Origin of the sequence: Brevibacterium pityocampae, assembly GCF_039541555.1 — a bacterium.
Taxonomy (GTDB): Bacteria; Actinomycetota; Actinomycetes; order Actinomycetales; family Brevibacteriaceae; genus Brevibacterium; species Brevibacterium pityocampae.
On sequence record NZ_BAABGL010000012.1, the window covers coordinates 50,155 to 69,354 of the forward strand.

The 19,200-nt window shown below is 70.4% G+C and carries 16 protein-coding genes; 8 read left to right on the top strand and 8 right to left on the bottom strand.

The features are described 5' to 3' along the window. Positions 1-25 precede the first annotated feature (25 nt). Both ABD883_RS09255 and ABD883_RS09260 read left to right on the top strand, forming a co-directional pair. On the top strand, positions 26-1,102 hold the full coding sequence (locus ABD883_RS09255; RefSeq protein WP_295687502.1) for an NADH:flavin oxidoreductase/NADH oxidase: 1,077 nt from the start codon (positions 26-28) through the stop codon (positions 1,100-1,102). 91 nt (positions 1,103-1,193) lie between these two features. Beyond that, on the top strand, positions 1,194-1,847 hold the full coding sequence (locus ABD883_RS09260) for an MBL fold metallo-hydrolase (RefSeq protein WP_295687505.1): 654 nt from the start codon (positions 1,194-1,196) through the stop codon (positions 1,845-1,847). 35 nt (positions 1,848-1,882) lie between these two features. On the opposite strand, the gene ABD883_RS09265 is transcribed toward ABD883_RS09260, so the two are convergent. From ABD883_RS09265 to ABD883_RS09300, 8 genes are all read right to left on the bottom strand, one after another. Then, positions 1,883-2,632 carry a hypothetical protein gene (locus ABD883_RS09265; protein ID WP_295687508.1) on the bottom strand — a complete coding sequence of 250 codons (750 nt, stop codon included), beginning with the start codon at positions 2,630-2,632 and terminating at the stop codon, positions 1,883-1,885. An 11-nt stretch (positions 2,633-2,643) separates the two neighbouring features. Then, complete coding sequence (locus ABD883_RS09270; protein WP_295687511.1) at positions 2,644-3,069, bottom strand: hypothetical protein; 426 nt, start codon at positions 3,067-3,069, stop codon at positions 2,644-2,646. Positions 3,070-3,494: 425 nt separating this feature from the next. Further along, a complete protein-coding gene (locus ABD883_RS09275; RefSeq protein WP_137319347.1) occupies positions 3,495-4,403 on the bottom strand; it encodes an SDR family oxidoreductase in 909 nt (302 codons plus the stop codon). Positions 4,404-4,413: 10 nt separating this feature from the next. Next, positions 4,414-4,701: a DUF6480 family protein gene (locus ABD883_RS09280; RefSeq protein ID WP_295687517.1), complete on the bottom strand. Its 288-nt coding sequence runs from the start codon at positions 4,699-4,701 to the stop codon at positions 4,414-4,416. A gap of 179 nt (positions 4,702-4,880) precedes the next feature. Next, a complete protein-coding gene (locus ABD883_RS09285; RefSeq protein WP_295687520.1) occupies positions 4,881-6,077 on the bottom strand; it encodes a zinc-dependent alcohol dehydrogenase in 1,197 nt (398 codons plus the stop codon). Then, positions 6,074-6,595: a CinA family protein gene (locus ABD883_RS09290; protein WP_137319349.1), complete on the bottom strand. Its 522-nt coding sequence runs from the start codon at positions 6,593-6,595 to the stop codon at positions 6,074-6,076. Before ABD883_RS09290 ends, ABD883_RS09285 begins: the two co-directional genes overlap by 4 nt. After that, positions 6,592-8,256, bottom strand: coding sequence for an NAD-dependent epimerase/dehydratase family protein (locus ABD883_RS09295; RefSeq protein ID WP_295687523.1), 1,665 nt, complete (start codon positions 8,254-8,256; stop codon positions 6,592-6,594). Before ABD883_RS09295 ends, ABD883_RS09290 begins: the two co-directional genes overlap by 4 nt. A 119-nt stretch (positions 8,257-8,375) precedes the next feature. Then, positions 8,376-8,951: a PH domain-containing protein gene (locus ABD883_RS09300; protein WP_295687525.1), complete on the bottom strand. Its 576-nt coding sequence runs from the start codon at positions 8,949-8,951 to the stop codon at positions 8,376-8,378. A 207-nt stretch (positions 8,952-9,158) separates the two neighbouring features. On the opposite strand from ABD883_RS09300, the gene ABD883_RS09305 reads away from it, so the two are divergent. From ABD883_RS09305 to ABD883_RS09330, 6 genes are all read left to right on the top strand, one after another. Continuing rightward, entirely contained in the window at positions 9,159-10,994 is a 1,836-nt protein-coding gene (locus ABD883_RS09305; protein WP_345031593.1) for an ABC transporter family substrate-binding protein, read from the top strand. A gap of 133 nt (positions 10,995-11,127) precedes the next feature. After that, positions 11,128-12,669 (top strand): ABC transporter permease, encoded by a 1,542-nt coding sequence (locus ABD883_RS09310; protein WP_295687529.1) that lies wholly within the window; start codon positions 11,128-11,130, stop codon positions 12,667-12,669. Continuing rightward, positions 12,666-13,772 (top strand): ABC transporter permease, encoded by a 1,107-nt coding sequence (locus ABD883_RS09315; protein WP_295687532.1) that lies wholly within the window; start codon positions 12,666-12,668, stop codon positions 13,770-13,772. The genes ABD883_RS09310 and ABD883_RS09315 overlap by 4 nt, the downstream gene beginning before the upstream one ends. A gap of 1 nt (position 13,773) precedes the next feature. Next, entirely contained in the window at positions 13,774-15,588 is a 1,815-nt protein-coding gene (locus ABD883_RS09320) for an ABC transporter ATP-binding protein (protein WP_295687535.1), read from the top strand. Between the two features lie 113 nt (positions 15,589-15,701). Then, positions 15,702-17,615, top strand: coding sequence for a translational GTPase TypA (gene typA, locus ABD883_RS09325; RefSeq protein WP_137319355.1), 1,914 nt, complete (start codon positions 15,702-15,704; stop codon positions 17,613-17,615). Continuing rightward, entirely contained in the window at positions 17,612-19,162 is a 1,551-nt protein-coding gene (locus ABD883_RS09330) for a PIG-L family deacetylase (protein ID WP_295687539.1), read from the top strand. Before typA ends, ABD883_RS09330 begins: the two co-directional genes overlap by 4 nt. Positions 19,163-19,200 lie beyond the last annotated feature (38 nt).

Consider the following 19,200-nt stretch of genomic DNA (forward strand, 5'->3'; position numbering starts at 1 on the left):
CACCGAAACACGACCAGGAGACCCAGTGCCCCGACTCTTCGACCCCATCACCCTGCGCGGCCTCACCGTGCGCAACCGGATCTGGCTCGCGCCCATGTGCCAGTACTCGTGCGAGGCCCGCGACGGCGTGCCGACCGACTGGCACCTCGTCCATCTCGGCGCCCGGGCGCAGGGCGGGTTCGGGCTCATCATCACCGAGGCCGCGGCCGTCGTCCCCGAGGGCAGGATCTCGCCGCAGGACGCCGGGCTGTGGAACGACGAGCAGGCGCAGGCCTGGTCGCGGGTCGTCGAGTTCGTCCACTCGCAGGGGGCGGCGATCGCCGTGCAGCTCGCCCACGCCGGACGCAAGGCGAGCACGTACCGGCCGTTCGTCGGCGAGCCCACCGGTTCGGTCCCCGAGTCCGAGGGCGGCTGGCAGGCGGTCGGACCGACGGAGGCCCCGTTCGAAGGGCTCGCCGCGCCGCGCGCCCTGACGTTCGCGCAGATCGAGGAGGCGGTCGCCGCCTTCGGCGCGGCGGCGGCTCGCGCCGAGCGCGCCGGCTTCGACGCCGTCGAGATCCACGCTGCCCACGGCTACCTCATCCACGAGTTCCTCTCGCCCCTGTCGAACACGCGCAGCGACGAGTACGGCGGCTCCCTCGAGAACCGCGCCCGGTTCCTGTTCGAGGTCGTCGAGGCGGTGCGCACGGAGGTCCCGGACACCATGCCGGTGCTCGTGCGGATCTCCGCCTCGGAATGGACCGAGGGCGGCTTCGACGTCGCGGAGGCGACCGAGATCGCCGTGCGGCTCCAGACCGCCGGCGTCGACCTCGTCGATGTGTCGAGCGGCGGCAACGTGCTCGCCGACATCCCGCTCGGCCCGTCCTACCAGGTCCCGCTCGCCGGGGAGATCGCCGCGGCCGGGGTCACCACCGGCGCCGTCGGACTCATCACCGAGCCCGCCCAGGCCGAGGGGGTGCTCGTCACCGGCGACGCCGACGTCGTGCTGCTCGCCCGGGCCGCGCTGCGGGAGCCGAGCTGGCCGCAGCGCGCCGCCCATGCGCTCGGGGTCGGCTGGCGCGAGGCCCCGTACCCGCCGCAGTACACCCGCGGGAAGTGGTGAGGAGCCCGGACCGAACCCGGGGCACGATCACACGGTGCCCGGCAGCACCGGGGCCACCCGCAGAACCCGATACGACCACAGGAGGAGAACCATGGAACCGCTCGCACTCAGCGACGTCGTCATCCGCGCGACGTCCGTCTCCGACATGGAGAACAACGTCTACCTGCTCACCGCGCGCACGAGCGGTGAGCAGGTGATCATCGATGCCGCCGACGACGTCCCCGCGATCCGGGAGCTGTTCGCCGCAGGGGCCGAGGACTCCGCGCACGGCACCCGCGTCACCACGGTGCTCACCACCCACCGCCACTGGGACCACGTGCGGGCGCTGCGCGAGACCGCCGCGGAGCACGACGCGCGGACGCTGGCCGGGGAGAACGACGCGGACGCGATCGAGGAGGAGTCCGGCGCCCGGATCGACGAGCGGATCGCCCACGGGGACACGCTCGAGTTCGCCGGGTTTCGGCTCGAGGCCGTCGAGCTGCGCGGCCACACGCCGGGCTCCATCGCGTACGTGCTCCGGGACTCCGGCGGCACGACCGTGATCTTCTCCGGCGACAGCCTGTTCCCGGGCGGGCCGGGGAAGACGTGGAGCGCTGAGGACTTCGAGTCGCTCATCACCGACCTCGAGGAGCGGATCTTCGACCGCTTCGACGACGAGGTCCGGGTGCTGCCCGGGCACGGGGACACGACGACCCTCGGCGCGGAGCGCCCGCAAGTCCCGCAGTGGCGCAAGCGCGGGTGGTGAGGATCCGCCCCGCCGGGCCTGCGCGGTGACGCTTCTCAGCCGGCAGCGGGGCGGTCCGCTCGCCGCTCGGCCTTCTCCACGCGTTGGCGCAGTGCGAAGAAGAGCGAGGCGGCCATGATGAAGATCATCGAGCCGATCTCCCCGACGACCTCGAGCAGGGTGACCCCGTAGCGCAGCCGTTCCGGCCAGCCCCACAGGCCGGAGGCCGGGTGGAGCATGTCGAGGATGGCGGCGAAGAGCACGAGGGCCGCGAGCCCGGCGACGATCACCCACGCCTGGCGGCGTGCCCGGGCGCCGGAGAGGATCCACGAGATGCCGAGCGCCAGCACCACCGGGATCCCCATGAGGCCCCAGGCCAGGAGCTCGCCGAAATCCTGACCGCGCAGCCCGAGCCCCGATTCGAACCCGAAGCGTTCGGCGAGCGCGCCGCCCCAGTTCTCGTGGAGCTCGAGGCTGTCGTCGGCGATGACGACGAGGAAGGCCGCGGCGATCGCGTAATGGATCCGGGCCCGCGGCAGGTGGAGCGCGGTGTAGATCAGCGCACCGGCGGCCACGACGAGCTGGAGATAGCCGAGCGTCTCGGCGAATCCGCGGTCGCGGTCGGCGTTGAACAGCGGGTCGGCGAACGCCGGAAAGGCCCCGCGCGTCGTGTTGAGCCGGTGGAGCATGTCGAACCCGATGAGCACAGCGAGGACGATCACCGAAGCGATGATCGCTGCCCACCACCAGACCGCCCGCCGACCGAGCAGGTCGCGGACAGTTGTTCGAACATTTGAGATCTGCATGACGGACCAGCCTATCGGTCGTCCGGGCCCGAGGTGCGGGCCGGTGGGGGCGTGTCGATGGATCGGGGGGCCGGATCTCCCGGCGGGCGGTGGTGGACCGAGTGCCGGCCGTAGCGGGGGCGGCCCTGAATGAACACGAACCACAGGCAGGAGAGCATGATCACACTGATCGAAGCGAGCTCCCCCGCGGATTCGGCGAGGTCGAGGAGGTACCGCTGTCGGACGGTCCACCCCCACCAGTAGGACGCCTGGGTGAGCATGTCGACTCCGGCGGCGAACACTGCGATGAGTGCGATCCCGGCGATGACCACCCAGGCCTGACGGCGGGCGTGCACGGAGGAGAACCACCACGCGAAGACCAGCGCGATGAGCACGGGCAGCCCCATGAGACCCCAGGCCATGAGCTCGCCGATGTCGTGACCGCGGACGCCGAGCATGTGGGGGATGGCGAACCGGTCGGACAGCGCTCCGCCCCAGTTCTCGTGGAGCTCGAAGGAGTCGTCGATGATGATTCAGACGAGGTCGCGGCGAGCACGAGGTGCGTCCAGGCGCGGCGCTGCCGCAGGGCGACGCAGACGAGGGCGAGGGCGAGCGCCGTCCACCACCACGGCGCCCACCGGCCGAGCCGACGCGCCCCGCGTGGGCCGACCGGGCCGGAGGCAGGGCGCCGGGTCGTATGCCTGGTCCCGGAACCTGCCAGCGAGGATCGACGTCGCTGTCCATTCATAACCGTAAGGCTATGCATTTGCGATGAGACGAGAATGAGACGAAATGCGGGGTGTCTCATTCTCGTCTCATCCGCGCCGACCGCGGCCGCAGCGGGTCGACCAGGGGTGCGCCGGGACGCGGTGTGCCGGGGACCTCAGGGAGTCGGCATGCCCCCGTTGACGTTGAGCGTCTCACCGAGCACATAGCTCGACTCCGGTGAGCTGAGGAACACATAGGCGGGTGCGAGCTCGGTGGGCTGGCCGGCACGGCCGAGCGGTGTGCTCTTCCCGAACTCCGGCAGCGCCTCCTTCGGCTGCCCGTCCGACACCTGGAGCGGGGTCCAGATCGGCCCGGGGGCCACCGCGTTGACGCGGATGCCCTGCGGGGCGAGCGACTGGGCCAGACCCTTGGTGAAGTTGTTGATCGCCGCCTTGGTCGAGGCGTAGTCGAGCAGATGGGCCGAGGGCTCGTAGGCCTGGACCGAGGTCGAATTCACGATCGTCGACCCCGGCGGCATGTGCTCCACCGCCGCCTGGGAGATCCGGAAGATCGCGTGGATGTTCGTCGCGAAGGTCTGCGTCCACTGCTCGTCGGGGAGTTCGGCGAACTCCTCGACGGCGATCTGCCGACCCGCGTTGTTGACGAGCGCATCGAGGCCGCCGAGCGCCTCGACCGCCTGCTCGACGAGCGTGGTGCAGAAGGCGGGGTCGGAGATGTCCCCGGGGAAGAGGAACGCGCGGCGCCCGGAGTCCTCGATGAACCCCTTGATCTCCTGGGCGTCGGCCTCCTCCGCCGGGAGGTACGACAGTGCGACGTCGGCGCCTTCGCGGGCGAAGGCGATCGCGACGGCGGCGCCGATGCCGGAGTCGGCGCCGGTGATGAGGGCCCGCCTGCCCTCGAGGCGGCCGGTCCCGCGGTACGAGTGCTGTCCGCGGTCGGTCTGCGGAGCGAGCTGCTGGTCGAGGCCCGGCTCGGGCTGATCCTGCTGCGGCGGTGAGATCTCCGGGAAGCGGGTGACGGGGTTCTGGAAGGTGAGCTGGTCGGTGTGCTGGGTGTCGGTCATGGGAGCCTCCTCAGGAACCGAAGATGCCGACGGCATAGGCGATGAACAGGAACACCAGTGCGGCGACCACGAGGACGATCGCGATCACGGGACCCTTCGAGCCCGACGACGAGGCCTCGGGCTGGTGAGGCGGTGTCGAGGTCGCCGACTGCGACTCCGGCGGAGTGTCGCCGGGCCGGACGCCGCCCCCGGGTTCGAGGTCGGCATCCCCGCGTGGGTCGGGGTCGAGGTTCGGGTTCTGCTCCGTGTGCTCGGTGTTCATCGGATCGGGGGTGCTGCAGGGGTCGTTCGTGCTCATATCGCACTCGTCCTCTCCGCGGCCGACGAGCGGGACGGCCGCACCTGGACCCGGTCCGGACGACCGGGTGGGATCACGGCTCCCATCCTACTCGCGCAGACCGCGGCCAACAATGGTTCATGTGACAAGTTCCCTTGTGATTTCTGAGATGGCCCCGTCAGCGGTGCGCACGCTCGGTGTCAGGGCTGGACATGGTGTTCCTTCCGGGGATCGAGGACGACTTTGATGCACCCGTCGGACTTCTGCTGGAACATCGCGTACGCCTGGGGTGCGGCCCCGAGCGGCACCCGGTGGGTGACGAGGTCATCGATCCCGAGCGGGTCGGCAGGGTCCTCGACGAGCGGCAGCAGATCGTCGATCCAGCGCTTGACGTTGCACTGGCCCATCCGCAGCTGGATCTGCTTGTCGAACAGCGTGAGCATCGGCATCGGGCTCGCCTGACCGCCGTAGACGCCGCTGAGCGACACCGTCCCACCGCGGCGCACGAGATCGATCGCCGCATGGAGCGCGGCCAGCCGGTCGACGCCGCCGGTCTCCATGAGACGCCGGCCCAGGGCATCGGGCAGCAGGCCGACGGCTGCGTGCGCAGCGCCGCCGAGAGGGGACCCATGCGCCTCCATGCCGACGGCATCGACGACGGCGTCGGGGCCGCGGCCGCCGCACACCTCCCGGATCGCCGCGATCGTGTCGGACCCGGGGTCGAACACCTCGACCCCGTGGCGCGCGGCCATCTCCCGCCGTTCGGGCACCGGGTCGATGCCGAACACGCGGGCCCCCCGGTGCACGCCGATCCGCGCCGCGAACTGGCCGACCGGACCGAGGCCGAGCACGGCGAGGGTGTCCCCGGCCCCGACACCGGCGTACCTCACCCCCTGCCACGCCGTGGGGAGGATGTCGCTGAGGAAGAGGTAGCGATGGTCGGGCAGCTCCGTGCCGACCCGAATCGGTCCGAAGTCCGCGTGCGGGACGCGCAGGAACTCGGCCTGGCCGCCGGGCACCGACCCGTAGAGACGCGAGTAGCCGAACAGGGCGGCTCCGGAGCCGTGCTCGGTCACCTGCGTGGTCTCGCACTGGGAGAACAGACCGCGGCTGCACATCCAGCACCGGCCGCAGGAGATCGTGAAGGGCACGACCACGCGATCACCGACCGCCAGTCGGGTGTCCCTCCCGGCCTCGACCACGATCCCCATGGGTTCGTGTCCGACGATGTCACCGGGATCCATGAATGGGCCGAGCACCTCGTAGAGATGGAGGTCCGAACCGCAGATCGCGGTCGATGTCACCTCGATGATCGCGTCGTCGGGGCTGTGCAGGACGGGGTCCGGGACGGTCTCGACGCTCATCGTCCGCTTGCCCTGCCAGGTCACTGCTCTCATCGCTGGTCTCCTCTCGCATCGATGTCGTGGAGCGTGTCGTGCATGGTGCGGTGGAGCAGCCGGAGGGCGGCGACCTGGGTCCGGGCGAGGACCTCGACCGGGTCGCCCTCGAAATGATGGAGCGCAGTGCGCACCTGCCCGCGGACAGCAGCCGCCAGCCAGGCGGTGCCGGGCGGGTTGCCCTCCTGCTCCCCGGGCCCGCCGGACCCGGTCACCGCGACGACGGCATCGGCCCCGAGCAGCCGAGCGGCACCCGACGCCATTGCGATCGCTGCATCCTCACTGATCACCGGCCCCTCCGGGACCCCGAGCGCGCGGTGCTTGACGGCGGACTGATAGCTCACCACCGCACCGGCGAACCACGCGGAGGAATCCGGCGCGGCAGAGAACTGCACGGCGATCTTCCCGCCCGTGAGCGATTCGGCGGCGGCGACGGTGAAATCGTGGGTGCGCGCGAGCTCGGCGACCTCCACGGCGATGGCGGCCGCGGTGCTCTCGAGCTCCTCCGGTGCCGTCACGCGAGCCCGTCCGGGTCGGTGCTGTCGGCGGGATCGGTCCCGTGACCGGTCGCGGCCGCGGTGAAGCTGTCGCGACCGGTCCGGAAGGCCCGCTCGCGGGCGTAGGCGTGGACGGCATCGAGCACGGTGAGCTGCCCGTCGACCTTCTCCGAGAGCTCGGCGAAGACGTGCGGATCGAGACCGAGCAGGTCGGCGTTGGTCTCCAGCGTCTGCCAGCCGCCGCGCTTGCCGACCACCGCGCTGCGCATGAGCTCGGCCTCGAGCACGAGGGTCATGGGGGATCGGGAGAATAGGGTGCCGTTGGTCTTGAGGCGCGCGGCTCTCTCCCCGGCCCACGACAGCGCCTGACGGTGCGGAAGCTGTTTGAGCCCGAGTCGCCGGATGATCCGGCGGAGGAGCTCGCGCTCGCCGCGGATCTCCTCGGCGAGGGAGGACAGGCGGGCGAACACCGGCGAGTCCGCGTAGGCCTCGGCCATCCGCTCGATCCGCTCCACGCCCGCGGTCGCGCCGGTGAGGTGATCGGAGAGGTACAGGCCCAGGAGGTCCCGGTCGACGACCGCGGCGATCGCCGGCGTTCCCTCGTCACGATCCCGATCCGGGCCGCCCACGGCAGTCCGCAGTCGGCGCTCGTCGCTTGGCCGGAGCGGCACGGAGTCGCCGCCCTGTCCCTCGGACAGGGCGGCCAGCAGCTCGCGGAGCGTCTCCGCAGCGGTGTGCTGCGGCTCCCAGGCGAACTCTCTGCGGGCGCGGGAGCCGTCCATCACCGGGACCTGCATCCCCATGTCGAGCCACCCCGGATCCGCCGGCACGGCTCCGGTCCGATGGGCGGCGGCAAGGGCGGCGCGCACCGCCCCCACCGGCAGCTCGACGAAGCGTCCGTGATCGACGAGGTCGGCGAGCTCCTGAGCGCCGAGCACGTCATCGGTGCAGATGTTGAACGCACCGGGAGCGCGCGTGGCCACGGCCGCCGCATAGGCACGGCCGACGTCGGCGGAGTGCACCGCCTGGACGCGCAGCCCCTTTGGCACCGGCAGGGCCGGCAGGCGCCCGGCGCGCAGGGCCTGCACCGGTGCCAGGTCCCCGAGGAAGTACCGCTGGATCTCCGAGGCGGCCGCGGCCTGGAAGGTCAGGGCGGGCCGCAGACGGGTGAGGAGGATCTCGGGGTGGTCGGCGGCGAACTCGTCGAGCAGCCGTTCCTGGGCCGCCTTGTCGACGCTGTAGTGCGAGCTCGGAATGCCGCCGTGCGGCCAGGTCTCGTCGTGCGCTCGGTCGTCCTGGGCCGGCGAGTACGCGCCCACCGACGAGGCCACGACGAGGTGGGGCACGCCTGCGGCGGCGACGGCGCGGGCGACGTGGGCGGTGCCCGCGACGTTGACCCGGCGCAGCAGGGCGCGGTCCGAGTTCGGCTGGATGAGCCAGGCGAGATGGACGACCGCGTCGACCCCGGCGAACGCGCGGGTCAGCTGTGCGACGGCGGTGTCGGGGTCGGTCGCGGCCCCGATGTCGATCGAGGTCCACGCGCACCCGCTGTAGGGAGGACGGGACTCGTCCGGCAGGCGGCGCGCGATGCCGAGGACATCTGTCACCTCCGGGCGCTCGTGCAGTGCTGTGAGCACTGCGGTTCCGACGTTTCCGGTGGCGCCGACGACTGCGACTCGCATGGGATCCCCTCGGTTGGGCGGCGGTGCGGCGAGCACCGCCGGATGCATCGAACCTACCGCTCGCGGCCGCCCGCTGTCGAGAGTCGGAGCAGCAAGATCCCTTGTGATCTCCGGAGGGTTCAGAGCGTGGCGAGGCCGATCGCGAACCAGCTCGCGGCGAGGCCGAGGAGGACGAGGTTGGGAACGTTCCAGCGGGATTCGACGACCGCGCCGGCCCGGTCCGCCGGCGCCGCGGCCGAGGCGGCGCGCGCCGCGTGCACGGCGGCGATCTGCGGTGAGGTGCGGGCGGCGATGCGCGCCCGGGTGCCCGTCGTACGGACGATCCCGCGTCCGGCCGCGGGCAGCGCCCAGGCGGCGATCGGGCCGCCGTCCGTCCGTTCGACGCTGAGTCCCAGGCGCTCGTCGAGCCCGGTGATCGCCGACCACGGCACATCGTGGGTGCGCAGCGGATTGGCGATCCACAGGCCGTCGGGGGCGATCCGCAGGTGGGGGTGGCCGTAGAGGACCCAGGCGAGGACGGCCGGGGCGACGGCGATTCCCGCCAGCCCTGCCGCGCGCCCGGGAGGCGCCTGGAGCATGACGGTGACGAGGGCGATCGCGCAGGTCAGGCCCACCGTGGCGACGATGAGGCGCGAGCCGCCGGTGCGGAGCACCGAGGACTGCGGTGCGGGAGGGGGTGGGGTGTGCGCGGTCATGGCTCCGGCTCGACTCTGGCGGTGTCTCGAATTGATAACGATAGCCGATTTATTTCGGCATATGAGACGCGGATCACACGGCGCGCATTAGTGTCCTCATCAATTCGTGTTGTGCTCGAACCACTGTAGTTGACCGTTCGGTGAACTCGTGGTCGCACGACACCCGGTCGGACCGCAGGTCCACGAACCCTCGAGGGAGCGAACACGGTGAAGAGACGACTTCTCGCAAGCGGAGCAGGCCTGGCGGCCGCCGCACTGGTGCTCAGCGCATGCACTCCGCCCGGCAGCGGCGGCGACGGCGGCGGCGACGGCGGAGGAGGCGGCGGTGAAGGCGGCGACTCCGTCATCAACGTCGGCTGGAACGAGCCCTTCCGCTCGATGAACACCCTGACCGCCAACGGCAACGCGGTGGCCAACTCGATCGTCACGTACATGATGAACGACAACTTTGGATACTACGACGACGCTCTCGAGATCCAGGACGGCCAGCTGGGCTCCGTCGAGCAGGTCTCCGAGGATCCGCTCAAGGTCAAGTACACGTTCGCAGATTCCGCGCAGTGGTCCGACGGCACCCCGGTCGATGCCGCTGACCTCGTGCTCCAGTGGGCGGCGTCATCCTCGAACTTCAACACCGTCGAGTCGAACAACGACGACGAGGGCAACGTCAACGAGAACCCTGAGGGCACCGTCTACTTCGACTCCTCGAGCATCGGCCCGAAGCTCATCGAGGAGTTCCCGGAGGTCTCCGAGGACGGCAAGGAAGTCACCGTCACCTATTCGAAGCCCTTCGCGGACTGGCGAACGACCCTTGGGCTCGGTGCGGACGGGGTCGGAGTGCCCGCGCACATCGTTGCCAAGAAGGCGCTCGGCACCGAGGACGCAGCGGAGGCGAAGCAGGGGATCCTCGATGCGATCGAGAACGAGGACGCCGAGGCGCTGTCGAAGATCTCGAACACGTGGAACACCGCGTTCGACTTCACGTCGTTGCCCGATGACCCCGATCTCCTCGTCCACAACGGTCCCTACAAGATGACCGCCTTCGAGGAGGGCCAGTACCTCACCCTCGAGGTCGACGAGAACTACTCCGGCCCTATCGAGCCGCAGGTGCAGACCGTCACCTTCCGGTACAACGAGGACCCGATGGCGATGGTCCAGGCGATCGAGAACGGCGAGGTCGACATCACCCAGCCGCAGGCCACCGCGGACGTCCTCCAGGCCGCCGAGGGCATCGAGGGCGTCACCGTCGACACCGGCGACGGCGCGACCTACGAGCACGTCGATCTCACATTCAATAACAACGGCCCCTTCGACCCGGCGACCTACGACGGCGACGAGGAGAAGGCCAAGAAGGTCCGGCAGGCGTTCCTCATGACGATCCCGCGCGAGCAGATTGTCGAGACGATCATCAAGCCGCTCAACGAGGAAGCCGTCGTCCGCAGCTCCCTCTACCAGGTGCCCGGTTCCCCGATGTACGACACTGTCGTGGAGGGCAATGGCAGCGACATGTACCCGGCGGCCGCGGACGTCGAGGGCGCCAAGGCGCTCCTCGAGGAGGCCGGCGTCGAGGCGCCCGAGGTGCGCTTCCTCTACGGTGCGTCCAACCAGCGCCGCGCCCAGCAGTTCCAGCTCATCAAGGAATCGGCTGAGGAGGCCGGCTTCACGGTGATCGAGGACGGCGACGACAATTGGGGCACCCGCCTCGGTGACGGCACCTATGACGCCTCGCTGTTCGGCTGGCAGTCCGAGGGTACCGGCGTCTCCGATGCCGATCCCAACTGGCGCAGCGGTGCCCAGAACAACTACGGCGGCTACAGCAACGATGAGCTCGACGGGATGCTCGACGAGCTCCTCAGCGAGACCGACGAGGCCGCGCAGGGGGAGAAGGTCGCGGAGATCGAGAAGACCCTGCTCGAGGACGGCTTCGGTGTGCCGATCTTCCAGCACCCCGAGCTCCTCATCTACCGCGACCGCGTCCAGGGCGCCAGCTCCACCACGGTGTCCCCGACGATGTTCTGGAACTACTGGGAGTGGCAGGTCTCCTGATCACGCCCGGTCCGCGGGCCGTGAGGCCCCGCGGAACCCTCCGCCCGCCGCGTGATCGGACCCGGTGGCGCCGCTCCGTTTCGGAGTGGCGCCACCGGTGAGGTTCACCGGCCCAGAGCCCGCCGGAAGCCCTATGCTCACATTCCTGCTCCGCCGATTCCTCTCCTCGGCCCTCGTCCTGCTCGTCGTGTCGTTCGTCATCTATCTGCTGCTCGACGCGGCGATGGACTACTACTACGACCTGCGGACCTCGACCTCGCCGAACATCGCCGCGCTCTACGAGAGCCGCACCCGGCTCCTCAACCTCGACACCCCCGTCATCGTGCGCTACTTCCTGTGGCTCGGCGGCGTCGGCGGGTGCCTCATCGGCTCCTGCGACCTCGGAACCGCGTGGCAGAGCGGCCAGGAGGTCACCTCGATGCTCCCGGGCGCGATCGGCAACACGATCAAGCTCGTCACCGCCGCGACCGTCGTGTCGATCGTGCTCGGCATCGGCGTCGGCATGATCTCCGCGATCCGGCAGTACACCGGCTTCGACTACTTCATCACCTTCGTCTCCTTCCTCCTCTACTCGCTGCCGGTGTTCTGGGTCGCCGTGCTGCTCAAGCAGTACGGCGCCATCCGGTTCAACAACTTCCTCGGTGATCCGGTTGTCGGGTGGACGCCGATCATCGTCCTCACCGTGTTCGCCGGCCTGTTCTGGATGGCCGCGCTCGGCGGATCCGCGAAGCGGCGGCTCATCACCTTCCTCATCGCCGCCGCCGCGACCTTCGCGACGATCTACTACATCCTCGCCACCGGCTGGTTCCAGAGCCCGAGCGTCGGGATCGTCGGCGTCGGGGTCACCGGCCTCGCCGCGGCGATCGTCGTCGTGTTCCTCTCGACCGGCCTGAAGAACCGCCGCTCGCTGTACACCGGCCTCACCATCGCCGTGCTCGGCATCGCGCTCTACATCCCGCTCCAGTGGCTCTTCTTCTATGTGCCGATGAACTGGCTCCTCATCCTCGGCCTCGCGGTGGTCACCGTGCTCGTCGGCCTCGGCGTGGGGCTGGCGTTCGGCGGCCCGGACAAGTGGGCCTCGGCGCGCACCGGCGCGATCATCGCCGTGATCATCTCCGTCGTCGTGTTCTTCGACCGGATCTTCCAGGAGTGGGGCGCCTACAACCGGCACCCGGCGATCAACGGCCGGCCGGTCGCCACGATCGGCGCCTCGACGCCGAACATCGAGGGGAGCTTCTGGTTCCTCAACCTCGACACCTTCACCCACCTGCTGCTGCCGTCGATCGCGCTCATCCTCATCTCCTTCGCCACCTACACCCGTTACACCCGCGGGTCGATGCTCGAGGTGATGAACCAGGACTACATCCGCACCGCCCGGGCCAAGGGGCTCGGCGAGCGCACGGTGATCATGCGGCACGCGCTGCGCAACGCGCTGCTGCCGCTCGCCTCGATCATCCCGGTCGACATCATCACCCTCATCGGCGGCGCCGTCATCACCGAGACGATCTTCGGCTGGAACGGGATGGGCAAGATGTTCATCGACGCGATGAACCGCAACGAGCTCGAACCCGTCATGGCCTACATCCTCATCACCGGCATCCTCGCGATGGTCGCCAACCTCGTCGCCGACTTCCTGTACGCCGTCCTCGATCCGCGAATCCGGGTGCAAGCATGAGCACACCACTGAATACCCACGACCACCCCGACGCCCACGGCGACGGGGAGACCACCTCGATCGAGCTCAAGGAGACCGAGGGCCTGTCCCAGTCGGCCATCGTGTGGCGCAAGTTCATCCGCCACACCGGTGCGATCGTCGGGTTCACCGTGCTCGGGTTCGTCGCGCTGCTCGCCTTCACCTCGCAGGGGGTCGGTCCGATCCCCGGCTGGTGGATCCACGGCCATCAGGCGTCGAACCCGGTGATCAACCCCTCCGGCGCACCCACGTGGTCGCTCGCCGATCCGTTCGACCTTGGACCGCACCCGTTCGGGCAGGACGACATCGGCCGAGACAACTTCGCGCGCGTGATGAAGGGCACCCAGATCTCGATCATGGTCATGCTCATCATCGGCGCGATCTCCATGGTCATCGGCACCGTCGTCGGCTCCCTCGCCGGGTTCTACCGCGGCTGGCTCGACGCCGCCCTCATGCGGATCACCGACGGCTTCATCATCCTGCCGACGATCGTCGTCGGCGCGATCCTCGGCAAGCTCGTGTCGAACTCGAACGCCGTCATGCTCGGCGTGGCGCTCGGCGCCATCCTGTGGACCGGCCTCGCCCGTCTGGTGCGCGGCGAGTTCCTCGCTCTGCGCGAGCGCGAGTTCGTCGACTCCGCGCGCGTCGCCGGCGCCTCGGACTTCCGGATCATGTTCAAGCACATGCTCCCCAACGCGCTCGGCGTCGTCATCGTCAACACCACGCTGCTCATGAGCCAGGCGATCGTGCTCGAGACCGCACTGAGCTTCCTCGGGTTCGGCATCCGCTCGCCCGAGGTGTCGCTCGGCGCGCTCATCAACGAGTACCAGACCGCGTTCTCCACCCGCCCCTGGCTGTTCTGGTGGCCGGGCCTGTTCATCATCGTCATCGCGCTGTGCATCAACTTCATCGGCGACGGCCTGCGCGATGCGAACGACCCCCGCCAGAAGAAGATCCCCAGTCAGCGCCAGATGGACCGGGCGGCGAAGCGCGAGTCGCAGGCCCCGGCGGCCGGCGGCCTCCGCGGAGACGCCCTGACGAACCCGAACGCCGCCAAGCCGGGCCAGCGCCCGACGGAGGAATGACATGTTGGACACCACAGACGCAGTCGCGGCCGATGCGCCCGTGCTCTCGGTGCGCGACCTCGGGGTCCGCTTCTGGGTGGGCGGCGAATGGTTCACCGCCGCGGAGAACATCAGCTACGACGTCCGCCCCGGCGAGGTCCTCGCGATCGTCGGCGAGTCCGGTTCGGGCAAGTCGCAGTCGTCGATGTCGCTCATCGGCCTGCTCCCGGCCAACGGGCGGGCCTCCGGGTCCGCGAAGCTCCGCGGCCGCGAGCTCATCGGGATGCCGCAGGCGCAGATGCGCGAGGTCCGCGGCGACGACATCTCGATCATCTTCCAGGAGCCGATGACCGCCCTCAACCCCGTCTACACGGTGGGCTATCAGATCGTCGAGACGCTGCGCACGCACTTCGACATGGGGCCGAGCGCGGCCAGGGAGCGGGCGCTCGAGCTCATGCGGCTCGTCGAGATCCCTGACCCGGAGAAGCGCTTCTCCTCCTTCCCGCATCAGCTCTCCGGCGGGCAGCGGCAGCGCATCATGATCGCCCAGGCGCTCGCCTGCGACCCCACGCTGCTCATCGCCGACGAGCCGACGACCGCGCTCGACGTCACGGTGCAGGCGGAGATCCTCAAGCTCATGCGCGAACTCCGTGAGCGGATCGACTCCGGGATCATCCTCATCACCCACGACATGGGTGTCGTCGCCGACATGGCCGACCGGATCATCGTCCTGCGCAACGGGCGCGTCGTCGAGGCCGGCACCTCGGCGGAGATCTTCAGCGATCCCCAGCACCCCTACACTCGCCAGCTCCTCGACTCCGTGCCCCACCTCGGCGCGAACGTGCGCGGCGGGGCGCTCGGCGGGGTCGACCTCGCGGCGATGTCGGAGGACCCCGACCACACGGTGGTCGCGGCGGACCGGGAAGCCGAGACCGCCCCGCTCGAGGTGTCCCTCGACTCCACCGACATGCTCGTCCACCCGGGTGGGGAGAGCCCCGACACGGGGGTGCCGGCGCTGCGCCTGCGCGGGGCGTCCATCGAGTACCCGGCGAGCGGTCGGCAGAAGGCGTTCCGCGCCGCCCACCGGATCGACCTCGGGATCGGACCCGGCGAGGTCATCGGCCTCGTGGGGGAGTCCGGTTCCGGCAAGACGACGATCGGGCGCGCCGCGCTCGGCCTGCTGCCGGTCGTCGAGGGCTCGATCGAGGTCGTCGGCACCGACATCACGGGGCTGAAGAACTCCCAGCTGCGCAAGCACCGCCGCGACGTCGGGATCGTGTTCCAGGACCCCGGCTCCTCCCTCAACCCGCGCCTGCCGGTGGGGGAGAGCATCGGGGAACCGCTGCTCCTCCACGAGAACCTCAAGGGCAGGCCGCTGAGCGACCGGGTCGAGGCGCTCCTCGACTCCGTCGAGCTGCCGCGCTCCATGCGCAACCGCTACCCGCACGAGCTGTCCGGCGGTCAGCGGCAGCGGATCGGCATCGCCCGGGCGCTCGCGCTCAAGCCCAAGCTCCTCATCGCCGACGAGCCGACCTCCGCGCTCGACGTGTCGGTGCAGGCGAAGGTGCTGCGGCTGTTCTCCGACCTCCAGGCCGAGTACGGCTTCGCCTGCCTGTTCATCTCCCACGACCTCGCGGTGGTGGAGAGCGTGGCGGCGCGGATCGCGGTCATGCGCCACGGCCACATCGTCGAGGTCGGACCGTCGCCCGCTGTGATCTCCGCTCCGCTCCACCCCTACACCCGCCGGCTGCTCGCCGCGGTGCCGGTGCCGGATCCCGAGGAGCAGCGCCGTCGCCGCGAGACGCGCGATGCGATGCTCGAGGCGACTGCGGAGTGAGGCCGCCCCGGCTGCGGCGCCGGGGCGGGCCCGCGCCGTGCGCGTCACGGAGGCGGGTCCGGCGACCCTATACTGGACTGTTGGACACCTGACTGCATCTCCAAAGGGAATCGATGACTGAACTCACCTCACGCCGCGCCGACCGCCGCAACGTCGCGATCGTCGCGCACGTCGACCACGGCAAGACCACCCTGGTCGACGGCATGCTCCGCCAGGCCGGCGCCTTCGGCGACCACGGCGAGGTGCTGGAGCGGGTGATGGACTCCGGCGACCTCGAGCGCGAGAAGGGCATCACGATCCTCGCGAAGAACACCTCGATCAGCTACAGCGGCCCCTCGGCCGACGGCGAGACCATCATCATCAACGTCATCGACACCCCCGGCCACGCCGACTTCGGCGGCGAGGTCGAGCGCGGCCTGTCGATGGTCGACGGCGTGGTGCTCCTCGTCGACGCCTCGGAGGGCCCGCTGCCGCAGACCCGGTTCGTGCTGCGCAAGACGCTCGCCGCGAAGAAGCCGGTGATCCTCGCGATCAACAAGACCGACCGGCCCGACGCCCGCATCGACGAGGTGCTCGAGGAGGCGCAGGACCTGCTCCTCGGCCTCGCCGGCGACCTCGTCGACGAGGTCCCCGACATCGACCTCGACGCCGTCCTCGAGGTGCCCGTCGTCTACACCTCCGGCAAGGCCGGGCGCGCCTCGACGCACCAGCCCGCCGACGGCGAGCTGCCCGACACCCCGGACCTCGAGCCGCTGTTCGCGACCATCCTCGAGCACATCCCGGCACCGGCCTACAACGACGACGGGGTCCTCCAGGCCCACGTCACCAACCTCGACGCCTCGCCGTTCCTCGGCCGCCTGGCGCTCCTGCGGATCTACGGCGGGACCCTGCGCAAGGGTCAGCAGGTCGCGTGGATCCAGGGCGACGGGACGGAGAAGACCGCGAAGATCACCGAGCTGCTCGAGACCCAGGGCCTCGACCGGGTGCCGGCCGAATCCGCCTCCGCCGGAGACATCGTCGCGATCGCCGGCATCCCGGAGATCATGATCGGCGACACGATCACCGACCCCGAGGACCCGCGCCCGATGCCCGCGATCACCATCGACGATCCCGCGATCTCGATGACGATCGGCATCAACACCTCGCCGCTCGCCGGCCGCGAGAAGGGCACGAAGGTCACCGCCCGGATGGTCAAGGACCGCCTCGACGCCGAGCTCGTCGGCAACGTGTCCCTGCGCGTCCTGCCCACCGAGCGCCCCGACGCCTGGGAGGTCCAGGGCCGCGGCGAGCTCGCACTCGCGATCCTCGTCGAGCAGATGCGCCGCGAGGGCTTCGAGCTCACCGTCGGCAAGCCGCAGGTCGTCACCCAGGAGATCGACGGGGTCGTCCACGAGCCGCTCGAGCACGTGACGATCGACGTCCCGGAGGAGCACCTCGGCGCCATCACCCAGCTCATGGCCGCCCGCAAGGGCACGATGGAGACGATGTCGAACCACGGCAGCGGCTGGGTCCGGATGGAGTTCAAGGTGCCGGCCCGCGGTCTCATCGGCTTCCGCACCCGCTTCCTCACCGAGACCCGCGGCACCGGCATCTCGAACTCGATCTCCGCCGGCCTCACCCCGTGGGCCGGGGCGATCGAGCTGCGGACCAACGGCTCGCTCGTCGCCGACCGCCCCGGTGCGGTCACCCCGTTCGCGATGATCAACCTCCAGGAGCGCGGCACGTTCTTCGTCGAGCCCACCTCCGAGGTGTACGAGGGCCAGGTCGTCGGCGAGAACTCGCGCAGCGATGACATGGACGTCAACATCACCAAGGAGAAGAAGCTCACGAACATGCGCTCGGCGACCGCCGACTCGTTCGAGAACCTCACCCCGCCGCGCAAGCTCACGCTCGAGGAGAGCCTCGAGTTCGCCGGCAACGACGAGTGCGTCGAGGTCACCCCGGGCACCGTGCGGATCCGCAAGGTCGTGCTCGACCAGAAGGAGCGGCAGAAGCTCTTCAACGCCCGCCGTCGCCAGAACGCATGACCGTTCGCCCCGCCGCTGCCGCCACCCGCTCGCTGTCCGCGGCCGAGGCGCGCGTCCTGTTCGTCCACGCCCACCCGGACGACGAGTCGATCCTGACCGGCGGGACGATGGCGCAGCTGGCCGCCGCCGGCGCGGCCGTCACCCTCCTCACCGCCACCCGCGGCGAGGGGGGCGAGGTCATCGGGGAGGAGCACGCCGCGCTGTTCGGGGACCGCCCGGGGCTCGCCGCCCACCGCGAGACCGAGCTCGCCGCCGCCGTCGCCGCGCTCGGCGTGAGCGACCACCGGTTCCTCGGCGACGGTGAGGCCGGGGGCGCGCGCGGCGGTCTGCCCGCCCGCCGCTTCGAGGACTCCGGCATGGAGTGGGGTCCTGACGGCCACGCCCGGGAGCCCGCCGAGATGCCGGCCGCGGCGCTCTGCCGCACCCCGGTGGGCGAGGTCGCCGCCTACATCCGCGAGGTCGTCCGCGACGTCGACCCCCACCTCGTCATCACGTACTCCGACGGCGGCGGCTACGGCCACCCCGATCACCGACACGTCCACCGCGCCACCGTCGAGGCGCTGCGCGGGATCGTGCCCGCACCGGGGGAGCCGGGTGCCGCGGCGGCCGCGGTCCCCGCCGCCCACACCCCGCCGGTGCTCCTCTTCGCCGACACCCCCGCCGAGGTCGCCGCCCAGGCCTTCGACCCGCAGCGCCCCGGCTTCGACCTCACGGGCTTCGCGCCGGCCGAATCGATCCCGACGATCGCCGCCGAGGCGCCCATCAGCGTCATCGAGGACGTGTCCGCCTTCGCCGGGGCCAAGGCCATGGCGATGGCCGCCCACGCCACCCAGGTCACCGTCGCCGGGGAGTTCTTCGCCCTGTCGAACGGGGTCGGGCAGCACATCGGCGACGTCGAGTACTACACGTCCGCCGCGTTCCCCGGACCCGTTCCGGATCCGCACGGCCCCTACGAATCCGTGCTCGACACCGTGCGCGTCCCGCTCGCCCCGGCGGCAGCGGCGGGCGAGCGCGACGAGCGCGGGCCGGGCGCCCCAGGTTCCGATGCCGCGGCAGGCGCTGCGGGTGCCGGTGCGGCCGCCGGGACGACCGCGGGCTCCGACTCGGCGGACGCCGCGGGAACCCGCCGGAAGGTCGGTGTGGGCGCTGCGATCCATGCGATCATCGTCGGCGTGCTCATCGGCGCGCTCGGGACCGCTCAGCACCTCAACGCGACCGCGGTCGACCTCGCCGGGCAGGACGTCGTCGTCCCCTGGGGGCTCGTGCTCGCCCTGGTCCTCGTCACCGCCGGGCTGTGGCACATCGCCACGCTCTACCGGTCCACCGGGCTCGTCGTGCTCACCGCCGCGGTGATCTCCGGCATCGGGTTCCTGTTCGGGCAGCCCGCTCTGCTGCCCGGCAGCGATCTCCTCGTCACCGGCTCGCTGCGAAGCATCACCTGGATCTTCGCGCCGATGATCATCGCCGCGATCCTCGCCTTCACCCTGCCCGCGCTGCGCCGCCGGCGGTCCGCTCCCGAGCCGCAGTCGTCAGCTGACCGAAACTGAACAGAGATCGGACAGGTGACCCTGCTGTAGTAGATTGT

Coding starts and splice junctions, on each gene's coding strand:
- ABD883_RS09260 (WP_295687505.1), top strand. CDS start 1,194: ATGGAACCGCTCGCACTCAGCGACGTCGTCATCCGCGCGACGTCCGTC.
- ABD883_RS09310 (WP_295687529.1), top strand. CDS start 11,128: ATGCTCACATTCCTGCTCCGCCGATTCCTCTCCTCGGCCCTCGTCCTG.
- ABD883_RS09270 (WP_295687511.1), bottom strand. CDS start 3,069: ATGCTCGGCGTCCGCGGTCACGACATCGGCGAGCTCATGGCCTGGGGT.
- ABD883_RS09300 (WP_295687525.1), bottom strand. CDS start 8,951: ATGACCGCGCACACCCCACCCCCTCCCGCACCGCAGTCCTCGGTGCTC.
- typA (WP_137319355.1), top strand. CDS start 15,702: ATGACTGAACTCACCTCACGCCGCGCCGACCGCCGCAACGTCGCGATC.
- ABD883_RS09295 (WP_295687523.1), bottom strand. CDS start 8,256: ATGCGAGTCGCAGTCGTCGGCGCCACCGGAAACGTCGGAACCGCAGTG.
- ABD883_RS09280 (WP_295687517.1), bottom strand. CDS start 4,701: ATGAGCACGAACGACCCCTGCAGCACCCCCGATCCGATGAACACCGAG.
- ABD883_RS09265 (WP_295687508.1), bottom strand. CDS start 2,632: ATGCAGATCTCAAATGTTCGAACAACTGTCCGCGACCTGCTCGGTCGG.
- ABD883_RS09330 (WP_295687539.1), top strand. CDS start 17,612: ATGACCGTTCGCCCCGCCGCTGCCGCCACCCGCTCGCTGTCCGCGGCC.
- ABD883_RS09315 (WP_295687532.1), top strand. CDS start 12,666: ATGAGCACACCACTGAATACCCACGACCACCCCGACGCCCACGGCGAC.
- ABD883_RS09285 (WP_295687520.1), bottom strand. CDS start 6,077: ATGAGAGCAGTGACCTGGCAGGGCAAGCGGACGATGAGCGTCGAGACC.
- ABD883_RS09275 (WP_137319347.1), bottom strand. CDS start 4,403: ATGACCGACACCCAGCACACCGACCAGCTCACCTTCCAGAACCCCGTC.
- ABD883_RS09320 (WP_295687535.1), top strand. CDS start 13,774: ATGTTGGACACCACAGACGCAGTCGCGGCCGATGCGCCCGTGCTCTCG.